Origin of the sequence: Burkholderia sp. Bp9015, from assembly GCF_003853505.1 — a bacterium.
Lineage (GTDB): Bacteria > Pseudomonadota > Gammaproteobacteria > Burkholderiales > Burkholderiaceae > Burkholderia.
Genome location: NZ_QTPZ01000009.1, coordinates 140,580 through 158,020, shown reverse-complemented (window position 1 = coordinate 158,020; position 17,441 = coordinate 140,580). Strand labels below are relative to the sequence as shown.

18 protein-coding genes are annotated in these 17,441 nt (G+C 68.4%); 11 read left to right on the top strand and 7 right to left on the bottom strand.

What is annotated here, in order from left to right; all coding sequences use genetic code 11:
* Nucleotides 1–161 precede the first annotated feature (161 nt).
* Nucleotides 162–605 carry a DUF4902 domain-containing protein gene (locus tag DIE12_RS12615; protein ID WP_044843158.1) on the bottom strand — a complete coding sequence of 148 codons (444 nt, stop codon included), beginning with the start codon at nt 603–605 and terminating at the stop codon, nt 162–164.
* 73 nt (nt 606–678) lie between these two features.
* On the opposite strand from DIE12_RS12615, the gene DIE12_RS12610 reads away from it, so the two are divergent.
* On the top strand, nt 679–1,398 hold the full coding sequence (locus DIE12_RS12610) for an autoinducer binding domain-containing protein (protein WP_124488191.1): 720 nt from the start codon (nt 679–681) through the stop codon (nt 1,396–1,398).
* A gap of 48 nt (nt 1,399–1,446) precedes the next feature.
* Here the strand turns inward: DIE12_RS12610 and DIE12_RS12605 are convergent, their stop codons facing one another.
* The 5 genes from DIE12_RS12605 to DIE12_RS12580 all read right to left on the bottom strand — a co-directional run bounded on the left by DIE12_RS12605 (nt 1,447) and on the right by DIE12_RS12580 (nt 7,463).
* The gene (locus tag DIE12_RS12605; protein ID WP_044843160.1) at nt 1,447–2,154 is read right to left on the bottom strand and encodes an MgtC/SapB family protein; all 708 of its coding nucleotides are present in this window, start codon (nt 2,152–2,154) and stop codon (nt 1,447–1,449) included.
* Nucleotides 2,155–2,482: 328 nt separating this feature from the next.
* Nucleotides 2,483–4,042: a TolC family protein gene (locus DIE12_RS12595; protein ID WP_124520799.1), complete on the bottom strand. Its 1,560-nt coding sequence runs from the start codon at nt 4,040–4,042 to the stop codon at nt 2,483–2,485.
* The gene (locus DIE12_RS12590; protein WP_124520797.1) at nt 4,029–6,143 is read right to left on the bottom strand and encodes an FUSC family protein; all 2,115 of its coding nucleotides are present in this window, start codon (nt 6,141–6,143) and stop codon (nt 4,029–4,031) included. The genes DIE12_RS12595 and DIE12_RS12590 overlap by 14 nt, the downstream gene beginning before the upstream one ends.
* Complete coding sequence (gene mdtN / locus DIE12_RS12585) at nt 6,124–7,173, bottom strand: multidrug transporter subunit MdtN (RefSeq protein WP_124488187.1); 1,050 nt, start codon at nt 7,171–7,173, stop codon at nt 6,124–6,126. Before mdtN ends, DIE12_RS12590 begins: the two co-directional genes overlap by 20 nt.
* On the bottom strand, nt 7,170–7,463 hold the full coding sequence (locus tag DIE12_RS12580) for a hypothetical protein (protein ID WP_124488186.1): 294 nt from the start codon (nt 7,461–7,463) through the stop codon (nt 7,170–7,172). The genes mdtN and DIE12_RS12580 overlap by 4 nt, the downstream gene beginning before the upstream one ends.
* Nucleotides 7,464–7,956: 493 nt before the next feature.
* Here DIE12_RS12580 and DIE12_RS12575 point away from each other — a divergent pair, with 493 nt between their 5' ends.
* The 4 genes from DIE12_RS12575 to DIE12_RS12560 all read left to right on the top strand — a co-directional run bounded on the left by DIE12_RS12575 (nt 7,957) and on the right by DIE12_RS12560 (nt 11,693).
* Entirely contained in the window at nt 7,957–9,105 is a 1,149-nt protein-coding gene (locus DIE12_RS12575) for a metallophosphoesterase (RefSeq protein ID WP_124520795.1), read from the top strand.
* Between the two features lie 95 nt (nt 9,106–9,200).
* Nucleotides 9,201–9,806 (top strand): alpha-ketoglutarate-dependent dioxygenase AlkB, encoded by a 606-nt coding sequence (locus DIE12_RS12570; RefSeq protein WP_044843167.1) that lies wholly within the window; start codon nt 9,201–9,203, stop codon nt 9,804–9,806.
* Nucleotides 9,807–10,162: 356 nt separating this feature from the next.
* Nucleotides 10,163–10,369, top strand: coding sequence for a hypothetical protein (locus tag DIE12_RS12565; protein ID WP_044843168.1), 207 nt, complete (start codon nt 10,163–10,165; stop codon nt 10,367–10,369).
* 379 nt (nt 10,370–10,748) lie between these two features.
* Nucleotides 10,749–11,693 (top strand): IclR family transcriptional regulator, encoded by a 945-nt coding sequence (locus tag DIE12_RS12560; protein ID WP_124488184.1) that lies wholly within the window; start codon nt 10,749–10,751, stop codon nt 11,691–11,693.
* A gap of 120 nt (nt 11,694–11,813) precedes the next feature.
* On the opposite strand, the gene DIE12_RS12555 is transcribed toward DIE12_RS12560, so the two are convergent.
* Nucleotides 11,814–12,893, bottom strand: a complete 1,080-nt coding sequence (locus tag DIE12_RS12555; protein ID WP_124520793.1) for a porin — start codon at nt 12,891–12,893, stop codon at nt 11,814–11,816.
* A 449-nt stretch (nt 12,894–13,342) separates the two neighbouring features.
* Here DIE12_RS12555 and DIE12_RS12550 point away from each other — a divergent pair, with 449 nt between their 5' ends.
* Genes DIE12_RS12550 through DIE12_RS12525 form a run of 6 tightly spaced genes read left to right on the top strand, consistent with a single transcriptional unit; the run spans nt 13,343 to nt 17,345 of the window.
* Entirely contained in the window at nt 13,343–13,660 is a 318-nt protein-coding gene (locus DIE12_RS12550) for a non-heme iron oxygenase ferredoxin subunit (protein WP_006758060.1), read from the top strand.
* Between the two features lie 3 nt (nt 13,661–13,663).
* A complete protein-coding gene (locus DIE12_RS12545) occupies nt 13,664–13,975 on the top strand; it encodes a recombinase-like helix-turn-helix domain-containing protein (RefSeq protein WP_044843171.1) in 312 nt (103 codons plus the stop codon).
* 60 nt (nt 13,976–14,035) lie between these two features.
* Nucleotides 14,036–15,106, top strand: coding sequence for an aromatic ring-hydroxylating dioxygenase subunit alpha (locus DIE12_RS12540; RefSeq protein WP_124488182.1), 1,071 nt, complete (start codon nt 14,036–14,038; stop codon nt 15,104–15,106).
* Nucleotides 15,099–15,869 carry an SDR family oxidoreductase gene (locus DIE12_RS12535; protein ID WP_124520791.1) on the top strand — a complete coding sequence of 257 codons (771 nt, stop codon included), beginning with the start codon at nt 15,099–15,101 and terminating at the stop codon, nt 15,867–15,869. The genes DIE12_RS12540 and DIE12_RS12535 overlap by 8 nt, the downstream gene beginning before the upstream one ends.
* Before the next feature lie 33 nt (nt 15,870–15,902).
* Nucleotides 15,903–16,430, top strand: a complete 528-nt coding sequence (locus tag DIE12_RS12530) for a cupin domain-containing protein (RefSeq protein WP_034180369.1) — start codon at nt 15,903–15,905, stop codon at nt 16,428–16,430.
* Nucleotides 16,431–16,448: 18 nt separating this feature from the next.
* Entirely contained in the window at nt 16,449–17,345 is an 897-nt protein-coding gene (locus DIE12_RS12525) for an alpha/beta fold hydrolase (protein ID WP_124520789.1), read from the top strand.
* Nucleotides 17,346–17,441 lie beyond the last annotated feature (96 nt).

The window sequence follows — 17,441 nt, the reverse complement described above, 5'->3', positions numbered from 1 at the left end:
CCGAGGAGGCGGTAACTGGTAACTCTTACAGGGTGAGGCCGCGCCGACACCATTCGACCGGTGGTAACGGTTTCTTGATCGGCGGGATTGAAATACCGGCGGCTTTTGCTTATAAAGAGCGCCAGTCTTGCGGAAATGTCAGACGAAAGTGCGGCCGGTTGTCACTGGAGCACGGGACCGGCATGATAGACGTCGTTGCGACCGAGCAATGCCGACGCAACCGCGGCCGGCCAATCGATGTGTGCGAGCCGCGCGGCCAGCACGGCGGCGGTGCGGAACATGCCGAGGTCGGCGCCGGTGGCGTCGACGGCCATGATGTTGCTGCGGACGTCGCCGCCCGCGATCGCGAACGTGCCCGTCGCGCGCTCGAGATACCAGTCCCAGCCGACCGTCAGGTACGCGAGGCCGGCACTGGCCGGGCGGTGCCATTCGGTGTAGCCGGCCAGACGCGCGTCGACGGCGCTGTCGCGCAGCTCCGCGAGCAGCGATGCATCGAGGCCGCTCGCGACATGGTCGAGCGCGAGCGCGGCCAGCGCGCTTTCGGACAGGCGCACGTAGCCGTCCGGAGACGGGCCGCGGACCGGGTGCAACAAAGGTGAAGTCATGCGCGGAATGTATCAGCCCCGAACCGGCGCTGGCACCTGACAGGTATGACAGCGTAACGTTGTCGGAGAATGAATGGAACTGCGCTGGCAGGATGCCTACCAACAATTCAGCGCCGCGGAAGACGAGCAGCAGCTCTTCCAGCGGATCGCCGCTTATTCTAAACGCCTCGGCTTCGAATATTGCTGTTACGGCATTCGCGTGCCGTTGCCCGTGTCGAAGCCGGCCGTCGCGATCTTCGATACCTATCCGGACGGCTGGATGGCCCACTACCAGGCGCAGAACTACATCGAGATCGACTCGACGGTGCGTGACGGCGCGCTCAGCACCAACATGATCGTCTGGCCGGACGTCGACCGGATCGATCCGTGTCCGCTTTGGCGGGACGCGCGCGACCACGGGCTGTCGGTGGGCGTCGCGCAGTCGAGCTGGGCGGCGCGCGGCGCGTTCGGGCTGCTGAGCATCGCGCGTCATGCGGACCGGCTCACGCCGGCCGAGATCAACATGCTGACGCTGCAGACCAACTGGCTCGCGAACCTGTCGCATTCGCTGATGAGCCGCTTCATGGTGCCGAAGCTGTCGCCCGAGGCGAGCGTCACGCTGACCGCGCGCGAGCGCGAGGTGCTGTGCTGGACGGCCGAAGGGAAGACCGCGTGCGAGATCGGCCAGATCCTCAGCATCTCGGAGCGCACGGTCAACTTCCACGTGAACAACATCCTCGAGAAGCTCGCCGCGACCAACAAGGTCCAGGCGGTGGTCAAGGCGATCTCGGCCGGGCTCATCGATACGCCCTGACGCAAAACTGGCGGCGGGGCGGTCGTGCCGAGCCGGCCGCCTTTGCGCTCACTCCATCATCGGCTCCGCTTCCTTCGCGGTCCAGCTCACGCTGGAAATGCTCTTCTCCATGCTCATCCGGCTCGCGATCTGCTCGAGCTTCTGCTGATCCTTCGGATGCAGCTTCAGCGTCGCGGTCACCTTCAGCCGGTCCGGCTGCTCGGGCACGTCCTCGCTCGTCAGGCTCTGGAACGACAGCGGTTTCGCATACATCGCATTCGACAGCAGCGTGCGGATGTGCACTTCGTCGGCGGCGAGGCAGATCACGGTGATCTGGTATTCGCGAACGAGGTCGGCATTCGACACGGGTGTCGCGTTGATCGCCTGGCTGACGCCGCGCAGCACCGTGTTGGTGAGCAGCACGACGCCCGTGCCGGCCAGGGCCGGCACGTAGTGGCCGGACCCGGCCAGCACGCCGACGGCGGCCGAGCACCACAGCGTCGCGGCCGTGTTGATGCCCTGGATCGAACCCTTGTCGCGCATGATCACGCCGCCGCCGAGAAAGCCGACGCCCGACACGACGTAAGCGGCGATCTGCGTGACGCCGGCCACGCCGTTGCCGGTCAGCACGCCGAGCGTGACGAACAGGCAGGCGCCGCTCGCGACGAGCGTGATCGTGCGCAGCCCCGCCGTGCGTTGCCGCATCTGGCGTTCGAGGCCGATCGCGACGCCGCAGGCGAACGCAGTGAAAAGACGGAGTGCGAAATCGAGAGTCATGATGGTCCTGCCGTGCCAAGTGCGCATGCCGGCCCGCGGCGCGGCGGCGCGAAGCCGAACGCGGCACGATGGCCGTCATCGCGCGGTACTGTACCGCGCGGATGCGTCATTCAATGTGAAACGGATGGCGTGCGGGCTCGCGGAACGCGAGCCGCGGCAGGAGAACTGCGTCGGACAGGCGTTCAGGCGGCAAGCGGCGCACGCAACGGAGTGCTGCAACTGTCCACGATGGTTCCTGAAGGAAGAATGGGCGGCATTCTAGTGGGCCGCGCGCGCAGGCGTCAACCCGTCTGGCGGCCGGCCGCGAACGGCCGCGAACGGCCGGTGGTCACTGCGACGGTGACTGCCACGCGCCGATCGTCCCCGTCGCGAGCGCGAGCGCGGCGGCGGCCGACAGCGCGCCGGCGTAGCTGTCGACCTCCGCGTTGCGGGCCGCGAGCAGCTGGCTTTGCGCGATCGTCGCATCGGTGACCGAGCCGACGCCGTTGCGGTACGCGGTCAGCGCCGCGTCGTAGCTCGTCTGCGCGGCATCGACGAGCGCCTTCGCCGCGTCGTGCGACGCGAGGCTCGTCTGCACCGCGTTCTGCGCGGCGACGACCTGGCGGACGGCTTCCTCCTTGGTCCGCGTGAGGCGCGCGGATGCGCTCTGCGCATCGTTGCGCGCCTGCATCAGCACCGCCGAGCGCAGGCCGCCGTCGTACAGCGGAATCGTCACCCCGAGGAACACGCCGCCGCCGTAGTGGCTGCCGTTCAGGTTCACGGTCGGGGCCTGGTCGCCGATCGCGGGCAGCGCGGTGATCGCCGTGCCGCCGCTGGCGTAGGACGTCGACGCTGACAGGAAGATCTTCGGCATGAAAGCGGCTTGAGCGGCCTTGATCTTCGCGCGGTTGGCCTGCTCGAGCGCATAGGCGCCCTGCAGGTCGGGGCGGCGCGCGATCGCGTCCGACACGATCGCGTCGACCGACGACGCGAGCGCAGGCGGCAGCGCTCGCCTGGGCAGCGCGGCGATCGACGGTTTCGACAGCGGCGAGATGCCGAGCGCGGAAACCAGCGCGAGGTAGCCGTCGCTTTCCGTGCCGTTCGCCTGGACCAGCGCGAGGTTCGCCTGTGCGCGATTCTGCGTCGCCTGCGCGAGTTCGACGACGGTGCCGACGCCTTGCCTGAGCCGTGCGCGCGACGCCGCGAGAATCGCGTCCGCGTTCGCCAGGCCCTGCTGCGCGCTGACCGCGCGCGAGCGGGCGGCTTCGTAACGGTAATACGCGACGGTCACGTCGTGGATCACCTGCTGATGCACGGCCGTGAACGCGACGTTCGACGCGACCGACGCCTGTTCGGCCGCCTCGACGCGCGCCGCGCGGCCGCCGAAATCGAACAGCAGCCATTGCAGCGACAGCGCCGAGATCGTGCCGTGCACGGTCGTATTGCTCGACGAGTCGCCGAGGATCGTCGACGTCGAGCCGTGACTCGCCTGGTACGCGCCCATCGCGGTCGCGGACAGGTTCGGCAGGTATGCGGCCTTCGCGATGCCGACCGCGAGCGCCGCGTTGCGCGCGTCGTTCCACGCGATGCGGGTCAGCGGGTTCGTCGATTCGGCGAGATCGATCAGCTCGGGCAGCGTGTACGGATGCGCGGCATCGAGCGCGGCCGGCGGCGACACCGATGCGAGCGCGGGCGAGGCCGGCAGCGTGTAGTCGTGCGGCGCACGCTGCGCGGATGCAAGCGGTGGCGCCGGCACGATGTCGCCGGCGGCCGACGTTTGCGGCTGCCACGGGCGGTCGGGGGCCTGCGGCGCGAGATCGACCGACGACGTGGCGCAACCGGTCAGCGCGATGGCGGTCGCGAGCGCGGCGGCGGCGATCGATGCGGCCGGCGGTTCAGGGACGCGCATGAGGGGCAGGCTCCTTCGGGGTGTCTGGGCGCGCGGCGTCGGCGATGTGCGCGAGCCGCGTGTCGATCAGGTTCAGCAGCGCGTCGCGTGCAGGGTCGGTGGAGGTGGCGGCCGGCGGCGGGGCCGGCTCGGCTGCCGCGCCTGCCGTCGACGACGGCGGCGCCGAAGCGGCGTCGGCGGTCGGGGCGTCGTCGCGCAGTTCGACCACGCGCGCGAGGTGCGCGCCGATCGCCGCATCGCCCGGCGTGCGGTCGGCGAGCAGGAACAGCGGGCCTTCGAGCGCGCCGAGTTCCGCGAGCGCGCGTCGCCGGGTGGCGAGCCACGTGGCGGCCGGCCGCACCCACGACGGTTCGTAGTGGATCAGGCCGAGCTCCTGCGCGATCGCGCCGTGGCGCGCGAACGCTTCGGCGGCGAGCGTGCGGCGTTCGGCCGGCTGCACGACCTGCGCGATACGGCGCCATTGATCGAGCAGCGCCGCGAACGCGACGTCGATCTGCTTGCCGATGCTGACGGGCCAGATGCGCGTGAACACGAGATACACGACGACGTTGCCGAGCAGGATGCCGATCGTGCGATCGCGCGCGAGCGTCAGGTCGAAGCCGGGGCCCGCGCCCTGGATCACGCACAGGAAGAACGCGAACGCGACCTGGAAGCCAGCGTACGCAATGCGCGGCGAACCGAACGCGACCCACGCGGACAGCCACGCGCCGACGAACACGAGCGCCATCAGCTCGCCGATCGACGACAGCGCCGGCACGACGAACACGAGCGCCGCGGTGCCGATCAGCGCGCCGACGATGCAGCCGGCGATCCGCAGCGTGAGCTTCTCGACCGTTTCGGCCGTCGAGCCGAGCGACACCATGTAGCAGGTGATGAAGCAGGTATGGATGCCCGACCAGTCGAGCTGCGAGTACAGCAGGTAGCAGAACATCGCCGCGACGGTCGTCTTCAGCGCGTAGCGGATGTGGTCGGGGTTGGTGCGGGCGTCCGGCAGGAAGAAGCCGCCGCGCGGCGCGGCGGGTGCGTTGGCGTTGGCGGTTGCAGCCGATGCGTCGGGCGGAGCCTCCGTCGGTGCGGCAGATGCGGCCGATGCGGCCGGTGCAGTCGCTGCAGTCGATTCAGCAGGTGTGGCCGGCTCGGCGAACTGCGTGATGGCCGTGTGCAGATCGGTTGCGACGACGCGCGCGAGCGGCGGCAGCGTATCGGCCGGCGGCAGCCCCAGCGTCACGTCGACCGGATAACCGCCTTGCTCGAGGATGCCGGCCATCTCGTCGAGTGTCGCCGCAGCCGGTTGCGCGAACGCGGCGGGCAGCCGCGCGTCCGGTTCGCGGTCGGCGAGCGCGACCGCGACGAGCAGCGCGGTGCTCGACGCGATGGCTTGCCGTATCGCGGGTGCGTCGGCGGCGGGCGTCGACCCTTCGAGCGTCGACAGCTTGAGCCACGTGAGGAGCTGCTTGTCGCCTTCGCGCAGGCTCGCGTCGAAGGCCGTGCGCGCATCCTCGTCGCCGCGCAGCCGCTGCGCGGCGAGCCGCAGCCGTTTCGCGAGCTGCGCGAGCGCGAGCTTGCGCGGCGAAGGCGCGATCAGCAGGTTGACGACGATCGCGACGCCGACCGGAATCGCGACCATCAGCCATGCGTAGAGCAGCGCACGCGTCGCGGCTTCGCCGACCGGCGCGAGGCCGAGCTGGTCGAGCCCGAAGCCGACGATCATCGCGAGGATCGCGCCGACCGGGCGCAGCTTGCTCGCCGACGTGAGGTACAGCAACCCGGCCGACAGCACGGCCATGCACGCGACGCGCAGCACCGAATAGTCGATGCTGAAGATCGCGACGCCGATCACGAGCGCGATCACGAGCGTGATGAGCAGCAGCATCGCGACCGCGAGCACGACGCTCGTCACGCGGTCGGCGCGGTTCAGGAAGAACACGACGTACGCGGAGATCGCGGCTTCCGGCGTGCCGTAGCCGCTCGTCACGAGCACGACGAGCGCGCAGATCAGTGCGACCCGCGCGGCCATCGCGGCGCGCCCCGGAAACGGCGCGAGCAGTCGCAGGACTTCGCGCGGGCCGGGGGCGCGGACCTCAGCGGCAGGCTGAGCCATGCCGGACCTCGACGATCGCGCTCGCGCCGACGCGCACGAGCTTGCCGTCGGGTTCGTCGAGCTTCACACGCACCGGGAAGCGCTGCGCGACATGTACCCAGTTCACCGAGCGCTGCACGATCGGCAGTGCGCGCGGCAGGTTGATGCGGTCGCTGTCCGCGATGCCTGCGCCGATGCCGACGACCTTGCCCGTCAGCGGCCGGCTGCGGTCGATCATCGAATAGACGGTCGCGCAGTCGCCGACCGTGATGCGGTTCAACGACGTTTCGCGGAAATTGCCGACGGCGAACCATTCGCTCGCATCGATCAGCGTGAAGATCGACTGGTTCGGCGCGAGGGTTTCGCCGGCAAGCACGGTCAGGCCCGTCACGAGCCCGTCGTGCGGCGCGCGCACCACCGTGTCGTCGAGCGCGTGCTGCGCGCGGGCGAGTGCGGCTTCGCGTGCATGGAGCGTGGCGATCGCATCGGCGTCGTCGCCGATCGTCTGCGCGGACGCTCGCTGTTGTTCCTGCGCCTGCGCGAGCGACACGGCCGCGTCGCGCTGCCGGACCTTCGCCTGGTCGAACTGCTGTGCGCTGACGTAGCCCTGCGCCGCGAGCGGCGCGAGCCGGTTCACGTCGCGCGTCGCGAGATCGTGATTCTGCGACGCGCGCTTGACCTGCTCGGCGGCGACGGCTGCGTTCGAGCGCTCGCCGATCAGCGACCGGCGGCGCGTGTCGAGCGACGCGCGCGCGAGTTCGAGGTCGGCCTGCGCCTGCGCGACCGTCAGCCGGTACGGCACCGGATCGATCTGATACAGCAGGTCGCCTTTTGCAACGCGCTGGTTCTCGTGCACGGCAAGCTGCACGATGCGGCCGCCGACGGGCGATGCGACGTGCACGACGTCCGCGTCGATCGACGCGTCGTCGGTGGACGGGTAGGCCGTCGTGCGGTGGTACGCGTATGCGAGCGCGGCGATGCCGAGCGCGACGATCGCCAGCGCGATCACGCGGCCTTTCGTGGACGGGCGGGCGGTGCCGGCGGCCTTCATGCGAACGGCCCCGTGCCGGTGAGCCACACGATCACGGCGACCACGAGCCCGATCGCGGTGCAGACGGCGAGCTGGTAGGGCACCGTGGCGGCCCAGCCGGTCGCGACGAACACGCGGTGCGCGACGATCGCGCCGACGATGCCGACGATCGCGCTGACGAGCCAGAGCGGGAAATACGCGCCGAACAGGACGTACGACGGTGCGCCGCGCGACGTGCAGCCCGCGAGCGGCAGGGCGGGCGCGAGGACGGCGGCGACGCGCAGGGGGGCGCGCGGCGTTGTTTTTCTCATGGTGTGACGAGCTCGACGTTGGGGGGGAGCCGGGCGCGGCGCAAGGCGGTTCGTCGCCGCGACGACGATTCCGCGATACGGAGCCGATCATAAATCAGCGCGATGCGGACCGCCAGCGATGCCCGGCGTGCCTGCCGCACGCACGGGGCTGCCCGGTGGGCGCTTCGGTGCGATCGATGGCGGTTCGCGATTCTGCCAGCGCATGCACTGGCAGGGTTGCTGACGGACTGTAAAGGATCGTCAGACGAAACCGGGCCGATGCCGTTTGTCTGCCGATGAAGCGGGAATCGGCGAGCCGAATGCGGAATTGACGCGCAGTCGCGGATGAATCCGCGTTCGGGCCGCGCGGTGCGTCCGCCGTGGCCGTGACCGGTCGTGCCGGCCGGTATCTGTGTACCATCGTGCGAAGAGCGCGACGCGTGAAGAGGCTTGACGGCACGGTCCAGTCCGATGCGCGGCGCGGAAGCGGTACCGCAACGAGGAAGAGTGTTCCATGCGAAGTTTCTTTGTCCGGTTCATTGCGATCGGCGTGGTGTTCCATTTGTATGTCGGGCTGCGGATCATTCCCGACGCCTTCGCGTCGCCGCTCGCGCGCACGATCGCGGCGCTGATGCTGGCGAGCTTCGTCGTGCTGATTCCGGTCGGCATGTTCTCGCGCCGCTTCGACGAAGGCTGGGCCGCGACGCTGGCCGGCTGGGCCGGTTCGATCGCGATGGGCTTCTTTTCGTCGCTGCTGGTGCTGACGTTCCTGCGCGAGCCGGTGCTGCTCGGCGTCGTCGCATGGCGGCATCTGGGGCATGACGGCGCCTGGAGCGGCGCGGCATCCGACACGGCGCTCGGCGTGCTGGCGGGCGCGGTGCTGGTCAGCGCGCTCGGATTCGTCGGCGCGCGCCGCACGGCGGCGGTCAAGCGCGTGTCGATTCCGGTCGACGGGCTGCCGGCCGCGCTCGACGGGCTGACGATCGTGCAACTTTCGGACATTCACGTCGGGCCGACGATCAAGCGCCCGTATATCGAGCGGATCGTGCGCGCGGTCAATGCGCTCGAGGCCGATCTCGTCGTCGTGACGGGCGACGTGGTCGACGGCTCGGTCAAGCGGCTGCGCGAGCACACGGCGCCGCTCGGCCGCATGCAGTCGCGGCACGGCAGCTTCCTCGTGACGGGCAACCACGAGTACTACGCCGGCGCGCACGCATGGATCGACGAGTTCAGGCGGATCGGGTTGACGGTGCTGCTCAACGAACACGTGCTGATCGAACACGACGGCGCGCGCGCGGTGCTCGCCGGCGTCACCGATTTCACGGCGGGCGGGTTCGATCCCGCGCATCGCAGCGATCCCGAGCAGGCGCTGGCGGGCGCGCCGCACGACGTCGCCACGAAGATCCTGCTCGCGCACCAGCCGCGCAGCGCGGAAGCGGCGAGCCGCGCCGGTTTCACCGTGCAGCTGTCCGGCCATACGCACGGCGGGCAGTTCCTGCCGTGGCCGCCGTTCGTGCGCCTGCAGCAGCCCGTGATCGGCGGGCTGAACCGGTTCGGCACGATGTGGCTCTATACCAGCCGCGGCACCGGCTACTGGGGGCCGCCGAACCGCTTCGGCGTGCCGTCCGAGATCACGCTGATCCGGTTGACCCGCGGCCGCTAGCGCGCCGGAATGACAGCGCATGGCGTCGCGCGTCGCCGTTGGCTACCATGCAGACGTGGTTTCCCCGCACCGTTCATTTGCTGCCTGATCGCGACATGTCGACGCCCGATCTTTTCGCCGATTCGCCCGTGCCCGACGTGGACTGGTACCCGGACTGGCTCGCGCCGGCCGACGCCGATCGCGTGCTGGCCGCGCTGATCGACGAGGTCGCGTGGCGGCAGGACACGATCCGCACGCCGCGCGGTCGCATTCCGCTGCCGCGGCTCACCGCGTGGCAGGGCGAGCCCGACGCCGTCTACGTGTATTCGGGGATCCGCAACGTGCCCGCGCCGTGGACGCCGGCCGTGCTCGACCTGAAGCGCGCGGTCGAGGCGACCTGCGGCGCGCGATTCAACAGTGTGCTGCTCAATCGCTATCGCAACGGGCAGGACAGTCTCGGCTGGCATGCCGACAACGAGCCGGAGCTCGGCGACGCGCCGGTGATCGCGTCGGTGAGCCTCGGCGCGATGCGCGTGTTCGACCTGCGTCATCGTGCGACCGGCGTCGTGCACGCGTACCGGCTGACACACGGCAGCCTGCTCGTGATGCGCGGCCGCACGCAGGCCGAATGGCAGCACCGCGTGCCGAAGGCGCCGGCCGTGCAGGGTGAGCGCGTCAACCTGACGTTCCGGCGGGTGGTGTCGGCGGGAAGCGGCCGGTAGCGGCCGGAGATGCCGACCGGCGGACGCCACGGGCCGACGTAGGTGATGGTCCGGCGCACGCGTGCCGGTCGCACCCCGTTTTTCATCCGGGCGAAGCTAGCCGCCGTCGATGCGGCACGTTGCCGCACTCAGGTGTCCGGGGCGGCTTGAACCGGCCTGCGAGGCCCGTCCCATAAGGGTTTCAGGTGGTTTTGATTGACCGCCCGGTTCTGATAGGCAGGTGTAAGCCCTGATGGTGCGTCGCAACATTTATTGACTAGACTGTCGAATGGCTGAAACGCGCCGGACGCCGGCGCATTTTTTCGACATGCCTGACGCGTCGCCGACGTGATGCGCAGTGCAGGAGCATAAAACCCGTGACCGTACTGGACTCATCCCTCGAACCCTCGCTGCACGTCTTCGAACAAGACGGCGGATGGCAATGGGCGCTGACGGTGAAGCGGGCGTCGGGTGTCGGTGTGAAAGTCGTCGCATTCAGCACGGACGGCTTTCGCGGTGAAGCCGACGCATACGCCGCTGGCCAGCTCGCCCGTGCCGAGTACGACGCTGCCGTGACGGCCTGACGTCGCGTCGCGCCGATCCCGCTCGCGGATCGGTGCGGTCGTTTGTTTCCTCGCGTTTCTTCCCCCTTTCGTTTTCTAGTCGCACATCGGCCGTGATCGTGCCGGCCGGTACCGCACGTGAGGCATCCCGATCGCGGATGAGCAGGGCCGGCGGCCCGCCTTGCCTAAGGCGACGTTCCGATGGGCAGTCCTGTCTATCGCTGTTATCCTTTCGATCGCATCAGGCTATATGAGTCCGGCTACGCGATCGGGCGCGCCGGGCCATCGGCCGCCTGCGCCGGATCGTGTTGATCCGGTCCGGTCGAAATTCCATAATCAAGCATTGCGGGTCATTCGTGAACGCTTCCATTCCGTCCATGTGCACAGGATCAATCCAACGATGAGCGGCGCATCGAAACCGCCGGCGAAGCCGGCAAGTGCGCCGCGCGCGACAGCCGGCGACGACGTCGACCACGATGCGTCGAAGCAGGGCGCGGGCGACGACGAACCGTCGGGCGGCGCGTCGTCGTATCTGGTGCCGGGCCTCGAGCGCGGGCTGCGGATCCTCGCCGAATTCTCCGCGCGCGAGCCGGTGCTCGGCGCGCCCGAGCTGTCAAAGCGCATCGGCATTCCGCGCACGACCACCTTCCGCCTGCTGCAGACGCTCGAAGCGCTCGGCTTTCTCGAGCGCGTGAACGGCGACCGCTATTTCCGGCTCGGCGTCGGCGTGCTGCGGCTCGGCTTCGAATACCTGAATTCGCTGGAACTGACCGATCTCGGCACGCCCGTGCTCGAACGATTGCGCGATGCGACCGGCCTGTCGACGCACCTGCTGATCCGCGACCAGCGCGATGTCGTGTTCGTCGCGAAGGCGCAGAGCAACACGTCGATGTTCGGTTCGGTGAAGGTGCACGTCGGCACGCGGCTGCCCGCGCACGCGACCGTGCACGGCCATGTGCTGATGGGCGACCTCACGCGCGACGCGCTGCGCCAGCTGTATCCGGAGAAGCGGCTCGAACAGTTCACCGAGCGCACGCCGGGCACGGTGGACGAGTTGTACGAGCGTGTGCGTCATTACGCGCGGCTCGGCTACGCGGTCAGCGAAGCCGCGTTCGAGAGCGGCATCTCGGCCGTGACGGCACCCGTGCGCGATCATTCGGGCGCAATCGTCGCGGCGATCACCGCGACGGTGCCGCGCTCGGAAATCGGCGAGGCCGGCGAGAAGGAGCGGCTCGTCGAAGCGGTATGCGGCGCGGCGGTCGACCTGTCGCAGCGGCTGAACTACCGGCCGCTCGAAAGCGACCCGACGTTCGCGCACGCGCGCCATCGCGTCGCGATGTTCTGATTCGCGGCATGAGCCGCGTCGCGCGGCTTCGTCAGTAGCCTGTCGCAAGTAGCCAAAAAAAGAGCAGCCCCCGGGCTGCTCTTTTCTTTTCCGCCGTCGGGCGCATCCGCCCGCCGCCGCTCAGAACGAGTGATGGATGCCGGTCAGCACGATCACCTGGTTCGCGGTGCTCGACGCGCCGGCCGTGAAGAACGCGGCCTTCGCGCCGCCCGAACCGTGCTCGTACAGCACGTTCGCATACAGCTGCGTGCGCTTCGACAGCGCATAGATGTCGCCGAGCTCGACCTGCGTCCAGCGGCGGCCGGCCAGCGTCGTGGTCGCCGCGCCGCCCGCGATCGTGTTGAACGCGCTGCTGCGGTAGTTCACGCCCGCGTCGTAGCTCTGGAACGTGTCGGAAAACCCGTTCGACTGCATCTTCACGCGCGTATAGAGGCCGTGCACGAGGAAGTCGCCGATCTGGTAGGACGCGCCCGCGCCGATGTTCTCGACCTTGTTCGCGATGTAGCCGGTCGCGGTGTTCTGCCCCTGGAACGACGTGATACCCGTCTGGCTGATCAGAATCGAGCGGTCGTGCTCGTTCGAGTAGACGGCCGATGCCTTGAACGGCCCGTTCGCGTAGTTCAGCGCGACCCCGACCGACTTGCCGGTCGAGAAGTTCGTCGTGTTGCCGAGCGCCATCGCCGCCGCGGCCGAGAAGCCGGCGAAGCTCGGCGAACGGTACTTGACCGCGTTGTTGTACGGCACGTTGCCGGTCGCGGCGAGCCCGTCGATGTTGCCCGGATGGAACGCATACCAGCTCAGCGCGAGATACGCGGTGCTGAGCGGATCGAGATAGTCGAACGTCAGCGGCGTCTGGCGGCCGAGCGTCAGCGTGCCGTAGCGGTCGGAGCTGAGGCCGACGAAGGCCGCGCGGTTCCAGATCGTGTTCGCGGTCGCGAACTGGCCGTTGTTCGTATAGAAGCCGTTTTCGAGCTGGAAGATCGCCGACAGGCCGCTGCCGAGGTCTTCCTTGCCTTTCAGGCCCCACCGGTCGGGTTGCGTGTTGCCCTGGATCATCGCCCACTTCGCGTGGCCGCCGACGTTGTTCACATAGGCGACGCCGGCATCCAGGCTGCCGTACAGCACCACGCTGCTTTGTGCCCAGGCGCCCGACATCGCGCCCATTCCGATGATTGCTGCTGCTACCGCTTGCTTGACCATTTGATCTCCTGACTCTCCAAACCTGATGAGAAACGTGCCGTGGCGGCGGGCGCGGGGGACGGCCGGCCGTCGCGCGTTCTTCACCACCGGGCGGGCATTTTTAATGTTCCATATAAGGAACAATGTGCCTCTGATGGAATGAAGTATAGAGGTGTCGCGCGCCGGATCAAAAATAAATTTATCGGGCCGGATGCGGGTGGTGACGATCCGCAACACGGGACCGAGCGTCCTGAAAAAGGACTTAAATCCCCGCCACAAAACAAAAAATCACCTTTTTCAAGACGAGTGGCGGCGATCGTCGACCCGGCGGTCGGTGTTTTCCCTAGGACATGCAGCTTTTTGTTTTACTCGTGGGAAGTCACTTCTATAATCACCATCCATAAACTGCTGTTCCGGGTATGGAACAAACCCGGGACGAACCGAGAGTCGATCAGAAGGAAGGGTGTGAGATGTCTGAACAATGGGTTTGTGCCGGGCACGCCGGCGCGCTGTCGGAAGACACGCCGATCGAGTTCAAGCGGACCGACGGCGTCGAAATCGGGATCTACCGCGTCGGCGACGAGGTGTATGCGCTCGAGAACGTGTGCCCGCATGCCTACGCGCTGCTGACGCAGGGGTTCGTCGACGAAGGCACGGTCGAATGTCCGCTGCACGAGGCCGTGTTCGACATCAAGACGGGCGAATGCCTGAAGGGCCCGGGCGGGCGCGCGCTGAAGCAGTACGCGGTGCGCCTGGCAGGCGAGGAAATCCAGATCAAGGTGGAGTAACCGATGAAAGAAGCGACCGTCAACTTCAATCCGTTCCTGAAGCCGTGGGTGGCGCCGCAGCCGAACAACGTCGCCGGCAAGGGGCAGATCGAGATCCCGGGCCAGGTCGAGAACCGCATCTGGCAAAACCGCAAGGCCGAGCCGACGCAGTACGAGAACGATCTGGGCGATGCGCTCGAACGCGTGTTCGAGAGCGGCGCGACCGAGCTGGACGAGGTCGTCGCGGGCCTGAACCGCATCGGCTTCCGCGCGCCGGACGGCACGGCGTGGACGCCCGAGCGCTTCCGCGCCGAAATGGCCTCGCTCGCGGAATGAGCGCACCGACCGCGCCGCACGCCTGAGCGCCGACCCGACAACCGCATCCGGAGCACACTGATGACGTCCCCCGCACAACACGAAACACAACACGACCCGGTCCGCGACTACCTCGACCGCGGCATCAAGAACTACTGGTATCCCGTTGCGCCCAGCTGGCAGGTGTCGAATGCGCCCGTTGGCCTCACGCGCCTGTCCGAGCAGATCGTGCTGTGGCGCGATCACGAAGGCAAAGTCCATGCGCTCGAAGACCGTTGCCCGCACCGCGGCGCGCGCCTGTCGCTCGGATGGAACCTCGGCGGCAGCATCGCGTGCTGGTATCACGGCATCGAAGTCGACGGCGGCGGCACGGTCAACCGCGTGCCGGCCGTATCGAACTGTCCGCTCGAAGGCACGAAGTGCGTGAAGTCGTATCCGGTCGAAGAGAAGGCCGGCGCGATCTTCCTGTGGTTCGGCGACGAAGCGCACGGCGAGCCGGCGCCGCTGAACCTGCCGGAAGAACTGGTCGCCGACGAATACGCGCACTTCCTGTGCGTGTCGAACTGGAAGTGCAATTACCAGTACGCGATCGACAACGTGATGGACCCGATGCACGGCGCGTACCTGCACGCGACGTCGCACTCGATGGCCGAAGGCGACAAGCAGGCCGACATGCGTGTGCGCAAGACGGAAACGGGCCTGATGTTCGAGAAGATCGGCCAGCGCGACGTGAACTTCGACTGGGTCGAGCTCGGCGAAACCGGCTGCCTGTGGATGCGCCTCGCGATTCCGTACAAGCAGAAGTTCGGCCCGGGCGGCAACTTCGGGATCATCGGCTTCGCGACGCCGGTCGACGGCGACAACTGCCAGGTCTACTTCTGGCGTACGCGCAAGGTCAGCGGCTGGCAGCGCGACGTGTGGCGCTTCATGTACCGCAACCGCCTCGAGGGCCTGCACTGGGACGTGCTCGAGCAGGACCGCTACGTTCTCGAAAGCCTCGCGCCGCACGCGCGCGATCACGAATACCTGTACCAGCACGACGTCGGCATCACGCGCGTGCGCCGGATGCTGCGCCAGCGCGCGCAGGAACACCTGTCCGCGCTCGACGCGCATCGCGCGGCGCACGCCGCGGCGGAGCCCGCGAATGGCTGAGTTCGCTCCGGTCGTGTCGCTGCCGGGGCGCCGCGTGCTCGTCACGGGCGGCGCGCGCGGTCTCGGTGCCGCGTTCGTGAAGGCGCTCGTCGAAGCGGGCGCGCAGGTCGCGTTCGGCGACGTGCTCGCCGAAGAGGGCCGCGCGCTGGCCGCGCAGCTCACGCAAGCCGGCCACACCGCGCATTTCTTCACGCTCGACCTGGCCGATCCGGCGAGCGTCACGGCTTTCGTCGCGCAGGGCGCGGCGGCGCTCGGCGGCATCGACGCACTGATCAACAACGCGGCGATCACGAACTCGGGCGGCAAGCTGTCGACGGAGCTCGACGTGTCGACCTGGGATGCCGTGATGAACGTGAACGTGCGCGGCGTCTGGCTCGTGAGCAATGCGGCGCTGCCATACCTCGCGCAATCGGGCCGCGGCGCGATCGTGAACCTCGCATCGGACACCGCGCTGTGGGGCGCGCCGAAGCTGCTCGCGTACGTCGCCAGCAAGGGCGCCGTGATCGCGATGACGCATGCGCAGGCGCGCGAGTTCGGTGCGCACGGCGTGACGGTCAACGCGATCGCGCCGGGGCTCACCGAAGTCGAGGCGACGGCCTACGTGCCGGCGGAACGCCACGCGTTCTACATGCAGGGCCGCGCGCTGACGCGCGCGCAGGTGCCCGAGGACGTGACGGGCCCCGTGCTGTTCCTGCTGTCGGACGGCGCGCGCTTCGTGACGGGTCAATTGCTGCCGGTAAACGGCGGCTTCGTAATGAATTGATTTGAAGTTTTCACTCTGATGAAGGAGAGGACGATGGCGGACGCCGATCTCGAACGCAAGTCGTGGGACCAGCCGGAAGGCGCAAGCTTCAACGACTGGATGGAAGGGCGCGTCGCGCGCTACGCGACGCGGCGCTACGACTGGGACGCACTGAAGTTCCAGGCCGACTACGACCCGAAGTACCGCCGTGCGCAGATGCGCTACGTCGGCACGGGCGGCACGGGCGTCGCGAAGGACGTCAACACGGTGCCGGCCGGCAACTTCACGTTCTCGACGATGGTCATTCCGGCCGGCAACATCGGCCCGAGCCACATCCATATCGACGTGGAAGAAATCTTCTTCGTGCTGCGCGGCAAGATGAAGGTGATCTGCGAGCGCGACGGCGAGACCTGGGAAGCGATCCTCGGCGAGCGCGACCTGATCTCGGTGCCGCCGGGCGTGTACCGCACGGAAATCAACATCGGCGAGGAAGACGCGCTGATGTGCGTGATGCTCGGTTCGCCGAAGCCCATCACGCCGACGTATCCGCCGGATTCGCCGCTCGCGAAGATCAAGCGCTGAGACGGGGCGGAGCAAGCAATGCGTGTCATCGACAAACGTGAACGCGACCGCACCGCGGCGTTCGCCGCGCTGCTCGGGCAGTTTCCCGAACAGCGCTGCGCGGCCGGTGCGGCGGGCACGATCGGTTATCGGGAGGCCGGCGCGCAGCATGCGGGCCGCGCGCTGCCCGTCGTGCTGCTGCACGGGATCGGCTCGGGCGCCGCATCGTGGGTGTGCCAGCTCGACTCGCTCGGCTCGTCGCGCCGCGTGCTCGCTTGGGATGCGCCCGGCTACGGCGTGTCGACACCCGTGCACGGCGCGTCGCCGGCGGCCGCCGATTACGCGGCGTCGCTGAACGCGTGGCTCGAGGCACTCGGCATCGAACGCTGCGTGCTGGTCGGGCATTCGCTCGGCGCGATCGTCGCGGGCGGGTTGGCCCGCGTGATGCCCGCGCGGATCGCCGGCCTGCTGCTGATCTCGCCCGCGGGCGGTTACGGCAGCGCGCCCGCGGAAACGCGCGACACGCGCCGCGATGCACGCCTCGCGATGCTCGACGAACTCGGCCCGGCCGGGCTCGCCGAACAGCGCAGCGGCAACATGCTGTCGGGTTTCGCGAGCGAGGATGCGCGTGCATGGGTGCGCTGGAACATGGCGCGCATCGTTCCGGCCGGCTATGCGCAGGCCACGCATCTGCTCGCGAACGCCGATCTCGCGTCCGATCTCGCCGGCTTTCGCGGCCGCACGGCGGTGGCGGTCGGCGCGAACGACGCGATCACGCCGCCGGCTGCCTGCGAGCGGATCGCCGCTGCCGCGCACGTCGGGCTGCAGGTGATTCCGCAGGCCGGTCATGCGGGCTACGTGGAAGCGCCGGCCGTGTATTCGTCGCTGATCGATACGTTCTGCCGTCAATGCGACCGTCAACAGGGGCTGGAATGAACTACCTCCACGCTCACATTCGTTCGCTTGGGGGCGCGCAGCCCGCCCAATCCCGACATGCATTTCAACGTGCCCCTGGGGCGGCCCGACCGGAGG